Below are 16009 nucleotides of genomic sequence, written 5' to 3'. Positions count from 1 at the left end.
CAATGTCGGCTTCGCGCCCGGTGGCGTCGTGGTCGCGCGGCCGGCGTCGCCGCGACCGTATGCATGTGGGAATTACCTCTAAGCGCGGGATGCGGCACGAACAGGCTTGTGATTATCGTGTGAACGCAGTATCGATACTGCATCGAGTTGCCGCACGGCCTTCCCCCCACGAAAAGCCGAGAGGACGCTGCCCTGCACCCGATTTCCCATGCGCCCCGTCGACATCGCGCACGACGCCGCGCCGACATGCCTCTGCTCGGAGGTGTCCGCCCGCCGATCGCCGCATTGCTGTGCGTACTGTTGGCAGTTGCCGTGTTCCCCACACTCGGCTTGGGCGCCATTCACGAACAGGCCGTACCCCAGGCGGTACGCGACGCGGAACGCCGGATCGCCGAGGACGCCGCCGACTCGTTCGGAACCTCCATCGGCGTCAGGGCGAGGGCAGTTCGTCGTTCCGCCGCGTCCGTCGACGCCCCCGCGAAAGGTGCTCCGAAGGCGATACTGAGGTCCCTCCTCACAGCCGGTCCCCCTGTGCGGGGCGGTGTACTGCTCGACCCGCGCACCGGCAGGCCGCTGGCGGCCAGCGGTGAAGCGGTGCCGCTGACCGGGGTGGACGTACCGACCCTGACGCGCTCTGGTACGGCCGACATACCGCCCCGGCTGGCCACTTCGGTGAGCGCGGGCGCGCGACTGTTGTTCTTCGCCCGGGTGGCCGTCCCCACTGTCTCTGCCGCGGACCGTAAGCAGGACCACGCACGTGGCCCGGTGAGGGAACAGGGCGAAGGCGAAGGCCGATTCCTGCTTGTCGTCTCGGAAGAGGTCGCCGCCCTCACGGTGCACGGAGGTGGGCGCACCGGTCAGATAGTGGACCGGGACGGAAAGGTGCTCGCCTCCTCCGCCGCCACCGGTGCGGCCCTGCCACCCGACACCAAGGACCGTGCCCTGTCCTCCGCTGCCGCGGACGCCGGTCTTCACGCCGGCGACGACTCCGGCAGCATGCTCGGCGACGGTGATGACGGACACGACGGGCTACGCAGGGTCGCGGGTTGGGCATCGGTCGCCGCGGTGGACGGCGAGGACGACACCTCCGGCCTGGGGCTGACGGTTCTCACGTTCAGGGATGTGCCCCCGACGAAGGACAGAGCCGACCACACGAGGTTCGCCATGACGGCCGCGGGCGCGTTGGCGGTGATCGCCATGCTGGTCACCCTGGTGCTGTGGAGCACCGTGCAGCGTCCGCTGCTGCGGCTGTACCTCTCCGCCGCCCGGCTGGCCAGAGGCGCCGGCGGCACGCCCGAGGCGCGGGCGGAGTTGGCGCGACCGGTGCCTGCCGGAGCGTTCGGCGAGCCCGGCAGGGCCGGCCGGGCGCTGGAGTCGATACGCCGCCAACTGCTCGGCGAGGCGGGGCCGGAGCCTGTGCGGCCGACGCGCCGTCGCCCGGGTCTCCGCTCTCTGGTCCTCGTCTGCGCACTGGTGATCGCCGCGTGGGGGGTGCCGCTGCTCTTCCTCCTCAACCGCGTACCGGCCGCGCAGGCCGCACCGCAAGCCGTTGTCGCCGACCAGCAGGCACGCACCGAATCCGCCGCCGACCGGGTGCGGCAGTCCCTCGGTCAGAGCTACACCGACCTCACGGCGATGGCATCGGCCATCGTCGGTGTGCCACGGGAGCGGGCGACGGAGCTTCTGCGTCGTGAGCGCGCCGACCATCCCACGTACCGATCGCTGTACGTGCTGGACCACACCGGCGCCATCGTGCTGCGGGTGGGCAAGGAGCCGCTGCGCGCCTCCGGCCATGCGCCGTCCGACAACGGAATCACCCAGGTCGACACCTCGGGCAAGACCCCCGTGGTCGCCGCCTACGCTCAGATCAAGACCGCCAAGAACGACAAGGCCAGGAACGACAAGGCCAGGAACGGCAAGGCCAAGAACGGCAAGGCCAAGAACGACACGAACGTCGAAGACACCGACCCGGCCGTAGTCGTCGCGGAGATCGGCGTGGACACGCTGAACGACCTGGTCGCCCGGTCAGGGCTCGGCAGGGTGTGGCTGACCGACGAGCGCCACAGAGTGCTCGCGGCGAGCGTCCGCTTCCAAGCCTTCCAGGCTCTTCCCAGCCGGGGCCTCACCCGTCTGGCGGCCAAGACCGAAGCGGCACCCGGCGGCGCGGGCAGCCCGGCATCGGCCGTACTCCACGGGGGGAGGGCGCCGGGCCAGGGCCCGTCGGTCGCGGCCGCCGCGCCACTGGCACAGACGGGACCCGCCGCCGCACTCGGCTGGCGGGTGGTCTCCGCCAAGCCTGCCGCCGCGCTCAAACTGGCGTCATACGAGCTCCAGGCACACACCATGCTGGCCGGGCTGCTCGCCCTGGCCGTGGGGGCCGCCTGCCTGAGCTGGCTGCACATCGTGGTGGTCAGACCACTGCGCACCCTCACCGGATGCGCGGAACGGCTGGCCGAAGGCGATCGCCGCACCGTGCTGTACCCGGTCCACCACGACGAGTGCGGCTCGGTCACTCGCAATCTGGAGCTGCTCCGGCAGGCGCTGGCGGAGCGGGACCGCGGCGCGGAAGCCGGCGCGGCCGCTGCCCCTGTCCCACCGCTCCAGTCCGGCAGCGCGCCGTCACGATAAAGGACCAACTCACGTGCTGTTCCTCTATGTTGTACTCCTGCTGAGCTGCGCCGTGCTGCTGGTCGCCGGCGTGCTGGAGCAGCGGCGCCACTACGCCGCGCTGGCACAGATACCCACTCGGGTGCTGGTCAACGGCATCCGGGGCAAAAGCTCGATCACCCGGCTGTGCGCGGGGGCGCTCCGCGGCGGTGGCCTGGTCACCGTGGCCAAGACCACCGGCTCCGCCGCGCGTTTCATCCACCCGGACGCCACAGAGGAGCCGGTGTACCGGAAGTTCGGCATCGCGAACGTCGTCGAGCAGATCGGCATCGTTCGGCGCGCGGCGGCATACCGGCCTGACGCCCTGGTGATCGAGTGCATGGCGGTGATGCCCGCGCTCCAGGAGGTCAACCAGGAGAAGCTGATCCGTTCCACCATCGGCGTGCTGTGCAACGTCCGCGAGGACCACCTCGCCGAGATGGGGCCGACGCTGGACGATGTGGCCCGCTCGCTGTCCCGGTCGATGCCGGTCGGCGGGGTCTGCGTCACCGCCGAGCATGATCGGCTGCACATCCTCAAGGAGGAGGCCGACAAGCGGAGGTGCCGCCTGATCGCGGTCGATCCGGAGTCGGTAACCGACGAGGAGCTGCGCGGGTTCAGTTGGTTCACGTTCAAGGAGAACGTCGCCATCGCGCTGGCGGTGGCGGGGCTGCTCGGCGTGGACCGGGCCACCGCACTGCGCGGCATGTGGGCCGCACCGCCGGATCCCGGAGTGCTCACCGTCGAGCGCTACCGCACGCCGCAAGGCAAGCGGCTGCGCTTCGCCAATGTCTTCGCCGCCAACGACCCCGAGTCGACGTTGATGAACGTCCGTCAGCTGGAGCAGCTCGGTGCCATCCGTCGCCCGCTGAACGTCGTCATCAACTGTCGCCCGGATCGGGTGGAACGCAATGGGCAGATGGGAGCGATCGTCCCCGACCTGGCCCCTGAGACGGTCTTCCTCATCGGGCATCCGACCAAGAGCGCCCGCGACGGCATTCCGCCGGGCTGGTCGTCGGGCCGGGTGGTGGAGCTGGGCGGCGATCGGCGCGACGCGCAGGAGCTGACCCGAGCCATTCTCGCCGAACTGGCCCCGAATTCGTCACTGGTAGCCATCGGCAACATCCACGGCCAGGGCGAGCTGCTCCTGGAACATCTCGGCGAGCTGCCCCCGGACGACGCCGACGAGCCGCTTCCGATCGCGCACCCGCCCGAGCCGGAGCCGTACAGCTGGGTGGCGCCACTGAACGACCCGACGCCCGGCCCGTACGTCCCGGGCCACTCCGCCGCCCATGCCGACGCCCGGTACGAGACCGCAAGGAACCCGCTGTGATCCCCGTCGTCATCACTCCGCAGATCGCCGCGCTGGGGATCGCCCTCGGACTCGTCTTCTCCCTGGTCTGCTATCTGACCACCAACCTCTCTCCCGGCGGCATGGTCACCCCCGGCTGGCTGGCGCTGACCCTCGTCACGGATGTGGTCCAGGCCGCGTTGATGATCGGCGTCATGGCGCTCACCTTCCTCACGACCAAGGTCCTCCAGCGCCATGTGATCCTTTACGGGAAGCGGCTGTTCGCCGCCGTGGTGCTGTCCGCGGTGCTGCTCCAGACCACGGTGATACTCGCCCTCCAACGTGAGTTCCCGCTGCTTCACACCGCCCAGACGCTGGGCTTCATCGTGCCCGGCCTGATCGCCTATCAGCTGGTGCGCCAGCCGGTGGCCCCCACCGTGATCTCCACGACCGCGGTGACCCTCGGCACGTATGTGGTGCTGGTCGCCGGGCTGCTGATGGGCGCACTGCCCGTCGGCTGACCGAGCCCGTACGCGCCCGTCGAGCCGACACGCGTCCGCCGAGCCCATGCGCGCCCGTCGAGCCGACACGCGTCCGTCGAGCCCATGCGCGCCCGTCGAGCCGACACGCGTCCGTCGAGCCCGTACGCGTCCGTCGAGCCCACGCGCGTCCGTCGAACCCACAGGCACAGAGATCCGTACGTAGAGGAGGTCACCATGGGCACCGGCCCCACCCCGACTGGCAGGCCCAGCCGTCGTCAGATCCTGGCGTCCGCCACCGCTCTGGCCGTCGCCGGAGCGGCCGGCGGATGCGCGGGGCACCACTCCCGAGGTGGCGCGGCGGACGGTGACGACTCGGTGCCGGCCGGCGGCTACCGCTTCGAGCGCCGCGCCGCGCCCGCCCGTACGGTGGTTCGCGCCGCCGACGGCCGCGTGCTGGCCACCTTCACCGACGGAGCCCGCACCGTGCTGCTGGCGGGCCCGACCCGTACCTGGAGCGAGCCACGCACCACCGACGCGGTGGTGCGCAGCGACGCCTGGGTACGGCTGATGGACGACGTATGGAATCAGGGCAAGGAGCGGACCCGCTGGTTCCGGGAGTGGTTCCCCAAGGCCCTGGCCGACCGCGGTCCGGACGTCTTCGCCGTGGCGTTCCAGTACGGCGACGGGGCGCGCGATCGGCACACCGCGTCGGGCCTGCGCTACGCCGGCGAGGCCCACTTCGGGCCACTCCTCCCCGGGCAGTCGCCGACGTCGTCCTTCTCCCGCGATGAGAAGTCCGACTTCTACGACTACCTCGGCGTTCCCTGGAGCTTCCCGGACGGCATCCGCAAGCACCCGGAGAAGAAGCGCTACGGGGACGTGAACTGCTCCGGCTTCATGCGCCTGGTCTGGGGCTACCGCATGGGCTACCCCTTGCACGCCACCAACGGCCCGGGGGTCGGTCTGCCCCGCCGGGCCTACGCCATCGCCGCCCGGGCCCCCGGCGTGCTGCTGATCCCGAACACCGGCCGAAGTCCTGACGACATCAGCCCGCTTCTCCCCGGCGACCTCGTCTTCTTCGCCATCGAGAGCGGCCGGCCTCGCAGCATCGACCACGTCGGCCTGTACATGGGGCCGGACACCGACGGGCACCCGCGCTTCTACTCCAGCCGCTCGCGGGCCGACGGGCCCACCATGGGCGACCTGGCCGGCCGCGCGACGCTCGACGGCCATGGCTTCTACGCCCAGGGGTTCCGCACGGCCCGCCGCCTGTGAAGCCGACCCCCAGCCCACAGCCCTAGGAGAGACCCCCCATGGACACCCCCCTCCTCACCCGGGACCCCACCGACCGCCGCCGCCCCTCGCACATCAGCAGACGCGGCGGCCACGCCAAGCGCCGTCGACGGACCACCATCAGCCGGGAGTCATACGCCCTGCTGCTGATCCTGGCGGCCGCCGCGGTGCTCTACGCCTGGGCCATCGGCCGTTCCCCCGTGCACCCGTACTACAGCGCGGCCGTGCGGTCGATGGCGGCGGACTGGCACGCCTTCGTCTTCGGCGGGCTCGACCCGAGCGGCTCGATCACCCTGGACAAGATCCCCGGTGCGCTGTGGCCGCAGGCACTCTCCGTCAGGCTCTTCGGACCGCACACCTGGGCGGTGGTACTGCCGCAGGTGCTGGAGGGCGTACTCGCCGTCTGGGTGCTGCACCGGATCGTCCGTGCCTGGGCCGGCCCCCTCGCAGGGCTGCTCGCCGCGCTGGCCCTCACCCTCACCCCGGTCACCGTCGCGCTCAACCGGCACAACATCCCCGACACCCTGCTCGTCCTGCTGCTGGTGCTCGCGGCGGGATCGCTGCAGAAGGCCATCGGCACCGGGAGGCTGCTGCCGCTGCTCGTCTGCGGGGCATGGGTGGGGCTGGCCTTCCAGGCCAAGATGCTCCAAGCCTGGCTCGTCCTGCCGGTCTTCGCCGCGGTGTACCAGCTGGCGGCGCCCGGCTCCCGGCTGGACCGGGTCCGGCGGCTGCTGCTCGGCGGGATCTCCGCTCTCGTCGTCTCCTGCTCGTGGCCGCTGCTGGTATGGGTCGTCCCCGCCGCCCACCGCCCCTACATCGACGCGACCACCGACAACAACCCCTTCACCCTGGTCTTCGGCTACAACGGGCTGAGCCGCTTCGGCGACGACCCGCAGGCACTGGGCGCCGTCGCCGGAACAGCCGCCAGCCGCACCACCGGGAACACGGGTTGGAGCATGGTGGTCAACCAGACCGTGGGCCCGCAGATCGCGTGGCTCCTACCGCTCGCCGTGCTGGCCCTGGCGCTGGGCGTGTGGTGGCGCGCCGGACAACCGCGCACCGACGGGCCGCGGGCGGGGTTCCTGCTCTGGGGCGGCTGGCTGGCGGTGCACATCGTGGTCTTCAGCAACTCCAACGGCAACCACGGCTACTACACGACCGTACTGGCCCCGGCCCTCGCCGCGCTGACCGGCGGCGGAGTCGCCCTCTTCTGGGCCGAGCACCGCGCCGGTGGCCGACGTCGAGCGGCGCTGCCGGTCGCCGTCGGGCTCACCGCACTATGGGCCGCGGCAGTTCACGGCCCGCACAGTGAGTTCGCACCCTGGCTCCTGCCGGTGGTGCTGATGCTCGGCCTGTGCGGGACCGTCGGCCTGTGGACCAGCGGGCCGCACACCACACGACGGGCGGTGCACAGCGCCCTCGCGGCGTCCCTGACGGCCGTACTGCTCGCCCCGGCCGTCTGGGCGGCATCCTGCCTGCACCCGCGATACCCCGGCTCATCGATGGAGCCACTGGCCGGACCGGTCGGACCCGGCTACCAGGACAGGCGCCAACGCCCCGCCAAGGTCCCGCGATTCCCCTTGAACCAACCGTCCGCGCGGGACACCGCACTGCTGAACTACCTCTCCGCGCACCGTTCCGGGGAGAAGTACCTGCTGGCCACCCAAGCCGCCTACGGCGCCGAGCCCCTGCTGCGCGCCACCCCCCAACCCATACTGGTCATGGGCGGCTTCACCGGCCTGACCCCCTATCCGACCGCACCACAGCTCGGAGACCTGGTCTCCACCCACCAGCTGCGCTACGCCCTTCTCACCACACGCCGCCCGTCCACACCGGCATCGGCCTGGGTGAAGAAGCGCTGCACCCCCGTCCCCCCGAGCGCCTACGGCCGGGGCACGGGCGGAAGCCTCACCCTGTACGACTGCGCTGGGGAGAAATGACTTCGTGAATTCGGAGTGCGAAAGGTTCCTCCGCGGGGTCGCGGGGGGCCTCCGTTTATCCGTCCCTTAAGCCGCGGATAAGGCGCCCTTGAGGTTCTGTCTCTGCGTGTTCACGCGTGCGAGCGCGTCTGTTCCAGTGGCACATATGAGTGGAGGGTCACGCGGTATGCACGCTCGGTGATTCGGCTCTTTGGTGAGGCGTCTGACGGCGGTCGGGGACTGTCAAGTTAAGGTAAAGCCCACGCTTCGCCGAGCCGTCGAGGCGGGCCGGGTCGACCACCCGGGTTTCGTCCAAGTCGCGTTGTAGTTGGCATAGTTGACGTAGCATCAGAGCGCCTTCTCCTGTTGTTTGAATGGGTGTCAACTTTCTGCGTAAAGCAACCTTGTTCAAATCGCACTTTCCGTCTGGCAGGATTCCCGGCACCCCATCCAACTGGGGAAAGCAGTCCGATATGCCCGGTCGCGGAAGCAAAGGCCGGGCAGCTGCGTGACAGCCGTGAAGCGCCGAACGCAGCAGCCTGCACAGCCGGACGGACCACAGGTCCGTCCCGCGGGTTACCCCCCACTCGGATTCAAGGAGCACGATGCACAAACGTCGCATGTCCCGCCGTAGAAAGGCCCTGATAGCCGCCGTCGGCGCGGCCCTCTCCGGCGGCCTGCTGTTCGGCTTGGGCGCCCTCGCCCAGGCCGATGTGGACCGCGGCACCGTCTACGGCGGGCAGGGAAACTTCCGGACGGTCAACCAACGGGCCCAGCCGTCCCTCTCGGCTCAGATCAAGGGCTCTTCGAAAGTCGGCGACCGGATCCAGATGTCCTGCCGCACCACCGGGGACACCGTGGAGAACAACGCGCGGTGGATCTACACCGGTTCGTACTACATCGCTGACGCGTTCATCCGCGAGAGCACCTCCGGCCTGCCCGTCTGCGGCTCGACCCCCAACCCGAAGCCCACCCAGCCCGACTCCGGCCCCACGACCTCGAAGTCACTGAACATCACCATGCAGAAGCAGGTCAGGACCCAGTGGTGCTGGGACGCCTCGGGCGTGACGATCGCCAACTACTGGGGCCGCAACGTCACCCAGGAGCGGTTCTGCCAACTCGCCGCCCAGGGAACGTGGGTGGACTGCAACAACCAGCCGGCGACGCTGGAGGACATGGCCAACGGCCTGGCCAAGCTGGGACTGGGCAACAGCGGCCGCAGCCTGTACCGCAACGCGTCGTTCAGCGAGTCGAGCGCCGAGATCGCCGCAGGCCGGCCGTTCGCCGTCCGGTTCGGCTGGCTCAGCGGCGGCGGCCACATGAATGTCATCTACGGCTACGACAGCGCCACCAACATGATCGCGGTCGGCGACCCCTGGCAGACCACCCAGACGTACACCTGGTGGAACTACTCCACCTACGTGAACAACAACTCGTTCCAGTGGACCCACTCGCGGGTCGGCATCCAGGGCTGAGGAGAGGACCCCGACCATGCACACCATGCACACCATGTGGCGCGTCAAGCGCACAGCGGTCCGGGCTGCCGTCCTGGCCACCACCGCGGTCGCCGCCACCCTGTGCGCGAGCGTTTCCGCGCACGGCGCGGAAGGCGACGGGATCGCGGGCTACCACTCCGCACAGCAGACCCTACGCAGCGACCAGGTCCGGGACACCGTCTCCCGCTTCCTTGTGCAGACCGGCCAGGCTGGTGGCCCCGCCGCCGCGGACGGCGGCGCCCAGGGCGGCCCCGACAGGGCACCAGCCGCTCCCGCCGCGCCGCCCCGGTTCAAGCTCAAGGATCCGGTGCCGATGTTCGAGATCAGCCCCGAGTTCGTGGCCGGCAAGGCCCGGACCACCCCGCAGACCGCGCTGCGACTCTCCTATCTGGCCTCCCGGGTGAACGCCTCCGACGGCCGTTCGGCCTCCGTACTGCTCGCGCCCCGGGGGAAGCCCTCCTCGACGGGCAGCGCCCTGCGCAAACCCGGCGCCGAGGGCTGGCAGCTGGCCGGCATCCGGGACGGGGACAAGGACCTCACCCTGGCCGAACGCGGCACCACGCGGGCACGTGTCTTCAGCGAGCCGCAGATCCACGCCTGGTACCGGCTCACCGCCGAAGGCATGGTCGAGCCGCTCAACGCGGAGGCGAACACCGGTCTCGGCGGCAAGCGCGCCATCACCCTCGCCGCCTACCGGAAGCTGGTGTCCGCCCGGTACGGCGACAAGCTGCCCGGCTCCGAGTACGACCGCAAGGGCAAGGCCGGCGGGTACACCGACCTCGCACAGGACCAGCCGATCCAGGCGGCCGCCACCTCCGGGCGACCGGAGGCGGCTGAGGCGTCCTGGCAGCCGGTCGCCGTCACCGGGGCCGCCGCCCTGGCGGCGGTCGGCGGTTCGGCGGTGTACGTACACCGCCGGCGGACGGCCTCCGCGCGCTGATCCTTCCACGCCGGACCGGCGCCCGCCCACCGGGAGTGGGCGGGCGCCCGAGCAGTGGACGGGGGCGTCGGGGATGGGCGGTGGGCGAGTCGGCCGCTGTAGGAGCAGCCCTGTTCGTGGAGGAAGAAGGCCTCTCCCGCGAGTTCCGCCCAGGTGACCGGCTGCGTCCGTCACACGAAAGGGTGCTGGGGAGCGCGGACGAGGACCAACGGTTCGTCCGCGAGGCGTTCGACGTCGATGTCTACGGCCGGACGACCGCGACCGCGACGCGTTCACGAGAAACAGCAACACTGTGGCGCGAGGGGGCGTCGCTGTCAGGTCAAGACGACGCACCCCCGCCGCTCCAGTTTGCTGAGGAGCGGTAGGGAGGGATCGACCTCGTTCCAACGCAGATCCAGCTTCTCCAGCGATGGCATCAGATCGAGCCAGTCGGGCAGCTGGCCGAGGTCGTTGCTCCGCAGGTCGATCTGACGCAGTCGCGGGAGGCCGGCGAGTGACTCCGGCACCTCGGTCAGGGAGTTCTCGCGTAGGTCCAGGTGACGCAGTTCGTGCAGCTTGGCTGCTGACGACGGCAAGTGCTCGATCGCGTTTCCTCGGAGCCACAGCTCACGCAGGCTGCGGAGCTGGCCGATGGCGTCGGGCAGGGCGGTGAGCCGGTTGTGCTGCGCCCTGAACTCGATGAGGCCACTCATCCCGCCCATGGTCTCTGGCAGGGTGGTGAGGCGGTTCTCGCCGACGTTGAGGTAACGCAAACGGGTCAGGTTTCCCAGAGAGTCGGGGAGCCGAGACAGCTGGTTGTCGTGCAGGTAGAGGCAGTCGCTGAGCTCGGTCAGCTTGCCGAGTTGTTCGGGCACCGACGTCAGCGCGTTGTGGCCCAGGTCCAGGGTTTTCAGCCGGTGGAGCCGCCCGATGTCCGGCGGGAGGGCCGTGAGTCCGTTGTCCGCGAGGATCAGCACATCGAGCTCGGTCTGTCGCCAGACCGACTCGGGCACTTCTCCGAGCTCTTGACGCCACAAGTTCAGTGTGTGCCTCACGGCCGTCTCCCCTTCGTCAGCGGTCTGGGCTGCGATTCTCGTCCGGAACCTTCCTCGGCGGCGACGGGTCAGCAGACGGTGAGGACCAGATCAACCTGCTGGAACCCCTCGACCGATCAGGGGGCCGATGCGAGGGGCGTCAAGGACGCGTAAGGGAGTCGCCGTTCCGCGCCAAGAACGCGCCAGCGCCGGGCGGGATCGAGCGGATCCGGGCAGACGCTGAGCGGACCGATCGAAGGAGTCCGCCGCAGATGTCCACCCCCACCACCGAGACCCACGCAGCCTCATCTGCAGAGGAACCCCCGGATACCGCCGACACCCTCACCGCACCCGCCACCTCCGCCACCGCCCCCCGCGCGCCCTTCCCGGGCGGGGTGGGCGAGGTGGGCGACCGCCACAAGCTCAACGCGCTCACCGGCCTCGCCGCCCTCTCCCTCGACGCCATGGCCTCCGTGGCATACGGACCGGAGGCGATCGTGCTGGTGCTGGCCGCGGCCGGGGCACACGGGCTCGGCTTCACCCTCCCGGTCACGGTGGCGATCGCGGCGCTGCTCGCGGTGCTGGTCGCCTCCTACCGACAGGTGATCGCCGCTTTCCCGGACGGCGGCGGCTCCTACGCGGTCGCCAAGGCGCACCTGGGCCGGCGCACCAGCCTGGTGGCGGCCGCATCCCTCGTCCTGGACTACGTCCTCAACGTCGCCGTCGCGGTCACCGCCGGGGTCGCCGCCCTCACCTCGGCCTTCCCCGGGCTGTACGACGACCGGCTGTGGCTCTGCCTGGGCGTGCTCGTCCTGATCACCGCGGTCAATCTGCGCGGCATCGCCGAGTCGGCGCGCGTCTTCATCGTCCCCACCGCGGTCTTCGTCGTCTCGATCCTCGCCCTGGTCGTGGTCGGTCTCTTCCGCGACGCCCCGGTCAGCACCGAGGCGGCCTCGGGCCACGCCTCGGCCATGGCTGACAACACCACCACCGTCGGCGTCCTGCTGCTGCTGAAGGCGTTCGCCGCCGGCTGCTCGGCGCTCACCGGCGTCGAGGCCATCGCCAACGCGGTCCCGTCCTTCCGTACCCCGGCCGTCAAGCGGGCCCAGCACGCCGAGATCGCGCTCGGCGCCCTGCTCGGCGTGATGCTCATCGGGCTGTCCGTGCTGATCTCCCGCTTCGGGCTGCAGCCGGTCGAGGGCGTCACCGTGCTCGCCCAGCTCGCCGACGCCTCCTTCGGCCACGATCTCCCCTTCTACGTCGTCCAGTTCGCCACCGTCGTGCTGCTGGCGCTCTCCGCCAACACCTCCTTCGGTGGGCTGCCGGTCCTGCTGAAGCTGCTGGCCCGCGACGACTACCTGCCGCACGTCTTCGCGGTGAAGGCCGACCGCCAGGTCCACCGGCACGGGGTGCTGGCGCTCGCCGGCGTCTCCGCGGTGCTGCTGGTCTTCTCCGGCGGCGACACCAACACCCTCGTCCCGCTCTTCGCGATCGGCGTCTTCGTCGGCTTCACCATCGCCCAGACCGGCCTGGTCCTCCGCTGGTGCGGCGAACGCGGCCCCCGGTGGCGGGGGAAGGCGGCCCTCAACGGGCTGGGCGCGCTGCTCACCGGCGTCAGCGCGGTCGTCGTCACCACCACCAGGTTCCACGACGGCGCCTGGCTGATCGTCCTCGCCCTGCCGCTGCTGGTCGCCGGCTTCGAGTGCGTCCACCGCGCGTACACGCGGATCGGCGAACGCCTGGGCCTGGGCCGCATCCCCGAGCCCCCGCGCCGCGACCGCTCCCTGGTCGTCGTGCCGGTCTCCTCCCTGACCCGGCTCACCAGCGAGGCACTGACCGCGGCGGTCTCCCTCGGCGACGAGGTGCAGGCGGTGACGGTCTGTCATGCGGATGCCGAGGACCGTGCCGCGACCGATGCCCTGACCCGCGACTGGGCCCTGTGGAATCCCGGCGTCCCCCTCGTCCCCATCCCCTCGCGGCGCCGCACCCTCGGTTGGCCGATCGCCGCCCATGTCCGAAAGCTCGCTGCCGCCGAACCGGGCCTGCGGATCACGGTGCTCATTCCGGAGGTCGAACCGGCCCACATGTGGCAGCGCCTGCTCCAGAACCAGCGCGGCACCGTCGTGGCCCACGCCGTCCGCCGCGACACCGACGCCGTCATCTGCCGGCTGCGCTTCCGCCTGTAGGGACGGCCGCCCATACGGCCGACAACCGCAACCGGCACCTGGCGATGGCCCCGGACGGCACGAAGACGGGCGGCCCGGGGCTTGTCACCGCCCCGTGCCGCCCGCGCGCCGCTGTGCTCAGCGCGCCACGAACTTCGCGGCAACGGGCCTGCGCTGCCGCGCTCCGACCACTCTGTGCAGGGGGACGCCGTCAGGGAGCCGTAAATCCCGTCAGAGGACCGTCAATTCCACGGCCGTCCGCTGAGCCGCCGAGGCGGCGGGCAGTAGGTTCGGCCGAGCCGCTCACGGTCGCGGGTCAGGGGCATGCCCCCGTCCGGGCGAGGTCCCGGCCATGCCTGAAGCAGCGGACACGCGCGGCGTGACCCGCACCGCGGCCGAAGACAGCCGTGCCGTCAGCCGGGGCCCCGGCTGACGACACGGCGCAGCCGCTCCCGCTTCCCATGTCGAACACTCCGGTCGTCCGTGCGGCCGGTCTCAGGAGAAGGACGTCCCCGATGCTTCCCGCCGCTTCCCAGCAGGCACCGACGGCATCCCACGGTCGAGCACCGGGGAGTCCCCCGGGGCCGCGGCGCGGTGGCCACCGGAACAACCGCCGACGCGGCGGCCTGATCGATCCGGTCCAGCTGCTGACCTCCCTTCCGGACGCGGTGCGCAAGCTGCACCCGCGGGCCCTGGCCCGGAATCCGGTGCTGTTCGTCGTCGCCTGCGGCTCGGTGCTCACCACCGCCTCGGTCCTGCTCGACCCGTCCGTCTTCACCCTGCTGATCAGCGTCTGGCTGTGGCTGACGGTGATCTTCGCCAACCTCGCCGAGGCCGTGGCCGAGGGTCGCGGCAAGGCACAGGCCGAGTCGCTGCGCAAGGCGCGTACGGACACGGTGGCGCGGCGGCTGCGCCACTGGCATGTGGGCATGCACCCCCGCGAGGCCGAGGTCGAGATCGTCGCGGCCACCGAGCTCCAGCTGTTCGACTTCGTCCTGGTTGAGGCGGGCGAGCTGATCCCGGCCGACGGCGATGTCGTCGACGGGATCGCGGCGGTCGACGAGTCCGCCGTCACCGGGGAGTCCGCCCCGGTCATCCGGGAGGCGGGCGGCGACCGTTCCGGGGTCACCGGCGGGACGACCGTGCTGTCGGACCGGATCGTCGTCCGGGTCAGCTCACGGCCCGGTCACTCCTTCCTGGACCGGATGATCGCCCTGGTCGAGGGTGCGTCCCGGCAGAAGACCCCGAACGAGATCGCGCTGAACATCCTGCTCGCCGCGCTCACCATCGTCTTCGTGCTGGTGGTCCTCGCCATCCAGCCCATGGCCGGCCACGCCGGCGCGCCCCAGTCGACCACCGTGCTCGTCGCCCTCCTGGTCACCCTCATTCCGACCACCATCGGCGCGCTGCTGTCCGCCATCGGCATCGCCGGCATGGACCGGTTGGTGCAGCGCAACGTCCTGGCGATGTCGGGCCGGGCGGTGGAGGCCGCGGGCGACGTCGACACCCTGCTGCTCGACAAGACCGGGACCATCACCCTCGGTAACCGGGAGGCCGTCGCCTTCGTGCCGCTGCCCGGCATCGACGAACTCCAGCTGGCGGACGCCGCCCAGCTGTCCTCGCTGGCCGACGAGACGCCCGAGGGCCGCTCCGTGGTCGTCCTCGCCAAGGAGAAGTACGGGCTGGGGGAGCCGGCGACAGGCGAGCTGAGCCATGCGCGGTTCGTGGAGTTCAGCGCCCAGACCCGGATGAGCGGCGTCGACCTGCGGTGGACGCGCGGGGAGACCTGCACGATCCGCAAGGGCGCGGCCGCCCAGGTCATCGACTGGGTCGGCACGCGCGGCGGCCGGGTCCCGGCCGAGGCCCGGCTGTTCACCGACTCCATCGCCGCCTCTGGCGGCACCCCGCTGCTGGTCGCGATCGACGACCGGTACGGGCCGCGCGTGCTGGGCGTCATCCACCTCAAGGACGTGGTCAAGGTCGGCATCCGGGAGCGGTTCGCGGAGCTCCGCCGGATGGGCATCCGCACCGTCATGGTCACCGGCGACAACCCGCTGACCGCGCGCGCCATCGCCGAGGAGGCCGGGGTCGACGACTACCTGGCCGAAGCCACACCGGAGGACAAGCTCGCCCTGATCAAGCGGGAGCAGGCGGGCGGCAAGCTGGTCGCGATGACCGGGGACGGCACCAACGACGCCCCGGCGCTGGCCCAGGCGGACGTGGGGGTGGCCATGAACACCGGCACCTCGGCCGCCAAGGAGGCCGGGAACATGGTGGACCTGGACTCCAACCCGACGAAACTCATCGAGATCGTCGAGATCGGCAAGCAACTCCTCATCACCCGCGGCGCGTTGACGACCTTCTCGATCACCAATGACGTGGCGAAGTACTTCGCGATCATCCCGGCGATGTTCGCGAGCGTCCATCCGGGGCTCGAAGCCCTGAACATCATGGGCCTGCACAGCCCGACCACCGCGATCACCTCGGCGATCATCTTCAACGCGCTGATCATCGTCGCGCTGATCCCGCTCGCGCTGCGCGGCGTGCGCTACACCCCCGCCTCCGCCCATGACCTGCTGCGCCGCAACCTCGCCGTCTACGGGCTCGGCGGGCTCGTCCTGCCCTTCGTCGGGATCAAGCTGATCGACCTGCTGGTCTCCTCCGTGCCGGGCCTCGGCTAGCTGTTCTGTCCGGGGAGGTTGTGGACGGGTGACCCAGGTCTCGGTTGAGGGATCTTGAATGGGTGAGGGCCTTCCGGGTTCGG

At 70.7% G+C, this 16009-nt stretch carries 10 protein-coding genes; 9 read left to right on the top strand and 1 reads right to left on the bottom strand.

Annotated elements, in window-relative coordinates; all coding sequences use genetic code 11:
• Positions 1-531: 531 nt before the first annotated feature.
• The 7 genes from CD790_RS20865 (at position 532) to CD790_RS20835 (ending at position 10067) form a co-directional block, all read left to right on the top strand.
• Positions 532-2628, top strand: a complete 2097-nt coding sequence (locus CD790_RS20865; protein WP_260867738.1) for a HAMP domain-containing protein — start codon at positions 532-534, stop codon at positions 2626-2628.
• A 13-nt stretch (positions 2629-2641) separates the two neighbouring features.
• A complete protein-coding gene (pgsB, locus tag CD790_RS20860; protein ID WP_144384842.1) occupies positions 2642-3979 on the top strand; it encodes a poly-gamma-glutamate synthase PgsB in 1338 nt (445 codons plus the stop codon).
• On the top strand, positions 3976-4458 hold the full coding sequence (locus CD790_RS20855) for a poly-gamma-glutamate biosynthesis protein PgsC/CapC (protein ID WP_144384841.1): 483 nt from the start codon (positions 3976-3978) through the stop codon (positions 4456-4458). Before pgsB ends, CD790_RS20855 begins: the two co-directional genes overlap by 4 nt.
• A gap of 195 nt (positions 4459-4653) precedes the next feature.
• Positions 4654-5694: an NlpC/P60 family protein gene (locus CD790_RS20850; protein WP_144384840.1), complete on the top strand. Its 1041-nt coding sequence runs from the start codon at positions 4654-4656 to the stop codon at positions 5692-5694.
• Positions 5695-5732: 38 nt separating this feature from the next.
• Positions 5733-7652 (top strand): glycosyltransferase family 39 protein, encoded by a 1920-nt coding sequence (locus CD790_RS20845; protein ID WP_144384839.1) that lies wholly within the window; start codon positions 5733-5735, stop codon positions 7650-7652.
• 599 nt (positions 7653-8251) lie between these two features.
• Positions 8252-9106 carry a papain-like cysteine protease family protein gene (locus tag CD790_RS20840; protein ID WP_186319153.1) on the top strand — a complete coding sequence of 285 codons (855 nt, stop codon included), beginning with the start codon at positions 8252-8254 and terminating at the stop codon, positions 9104-9106.
• A gap of 16 nt (positions 9107-9122) precedes the next feature.
• Positions 9123-10067: a hypothetical protein gene (locus CD790_RS20835; RefSeq protein WP_144384837.1), complete on the top strand. Its 945-nt coding sequence runs from the start codon at positions 9123-9125 to the stop codon at positions 10065-10067.
• A 314-nt stretch (positions 10068-10381) separates the two neighbouring features.
• Here the strand turns inward: CD790_RS20835 and CD790_RS20830 are convergent, their stop codons facing one another.
• Entirely contained in the window at positions 10382-11101 is a 720-nt protein-coding gene (locus tag CD790_RS20830) for a leucine-rich repeat domain-containing protein (RefSeq protein WP_144384836.1), read from the bottom strand.
• A gap of 251 nt (positions 11102-11352) precedes the next feature.
• Between CD790_RS20830 and CD790_RS20825 the strand changes: the two genes are divergently transcribed.
• On the top strand, positions 11353-13266 hold the full coding sequence (locus tag CD790_RS20825) for an APC family permease (protein WP_144384835.1): 1914 nt from the start codon (positions 11353-11355) through the stop codon (positions 13264-13266).
• A 494-nt stretch (positions 13267-13760) separates the two neighbouring features.
• Entirely contained in the window at positions 13761-15926 is a 2166-nt protein-coding gene (gene kdpB, locus CD790_RS20820) for a potassium-transporting ATPase subunit KdpB (RefSeq protein WP_144384834.1), read from the top strand.
• The last annotated feature ends 83 nt before the right edge of the window (positions 15927-16009 follow it).

This window comes from Streptomyces sp. SAJ15 (assembly GCF_007595705.1).
Classification (GTDB): domain Bacteria; phylum Actinomycetota; class Actinomycetes; order Streptomycetales; family Streptomycetaceae; genus Streptomyces.
The sequence above is the reverse complement of the archived record's forward strand: the minus strand, read 5'-3'. Positions and strand labels throughout refer to the sequence as shown.

Coding starts and splice junctions, on each gene's coding strand:
- CD790_RS20850 (WP_144384840.1), top strand. CDS start 4,654: ATGGGCACCGGCCCCACCCCGACTGGCAGGCCCAGCCGTCGTCAGATC.
- CD790_RS20845 (WP_144384839.1), top strand. CDS start 5,733: ATGGACACCCCCCTCCTCACCCGGGACCCCACCGACCGCCGCCGCCCC.
- CD790_RS20840 (WP_186319153.1), top strand. CDS start 8,252: ATGTCCCGCCGTAGAAAGGCCCTGATAGCCGCCGTCGGCGCGGCCCTC.
- CD790_RS20835 (WP_144384837.1), top strand. CDS start 9,123: ATGCACACCATGCACACCATGTGGCGCGTCAAGCGCACAGCGGTCCGG.
- CD790_RS20825 (WP_144384835.1), top strand. CDS start 11,353: ATGTCCACCCCCACCACCGAGACCCACGCAGCCTCATCTGCAGAGGAA.
- kdpB (WP_144384834.1), top strand. CDS start 13,761: ATGCTTCCCGCCGCTTCCCAGCAGGCACCGACGGCATCCCACGGTCGA.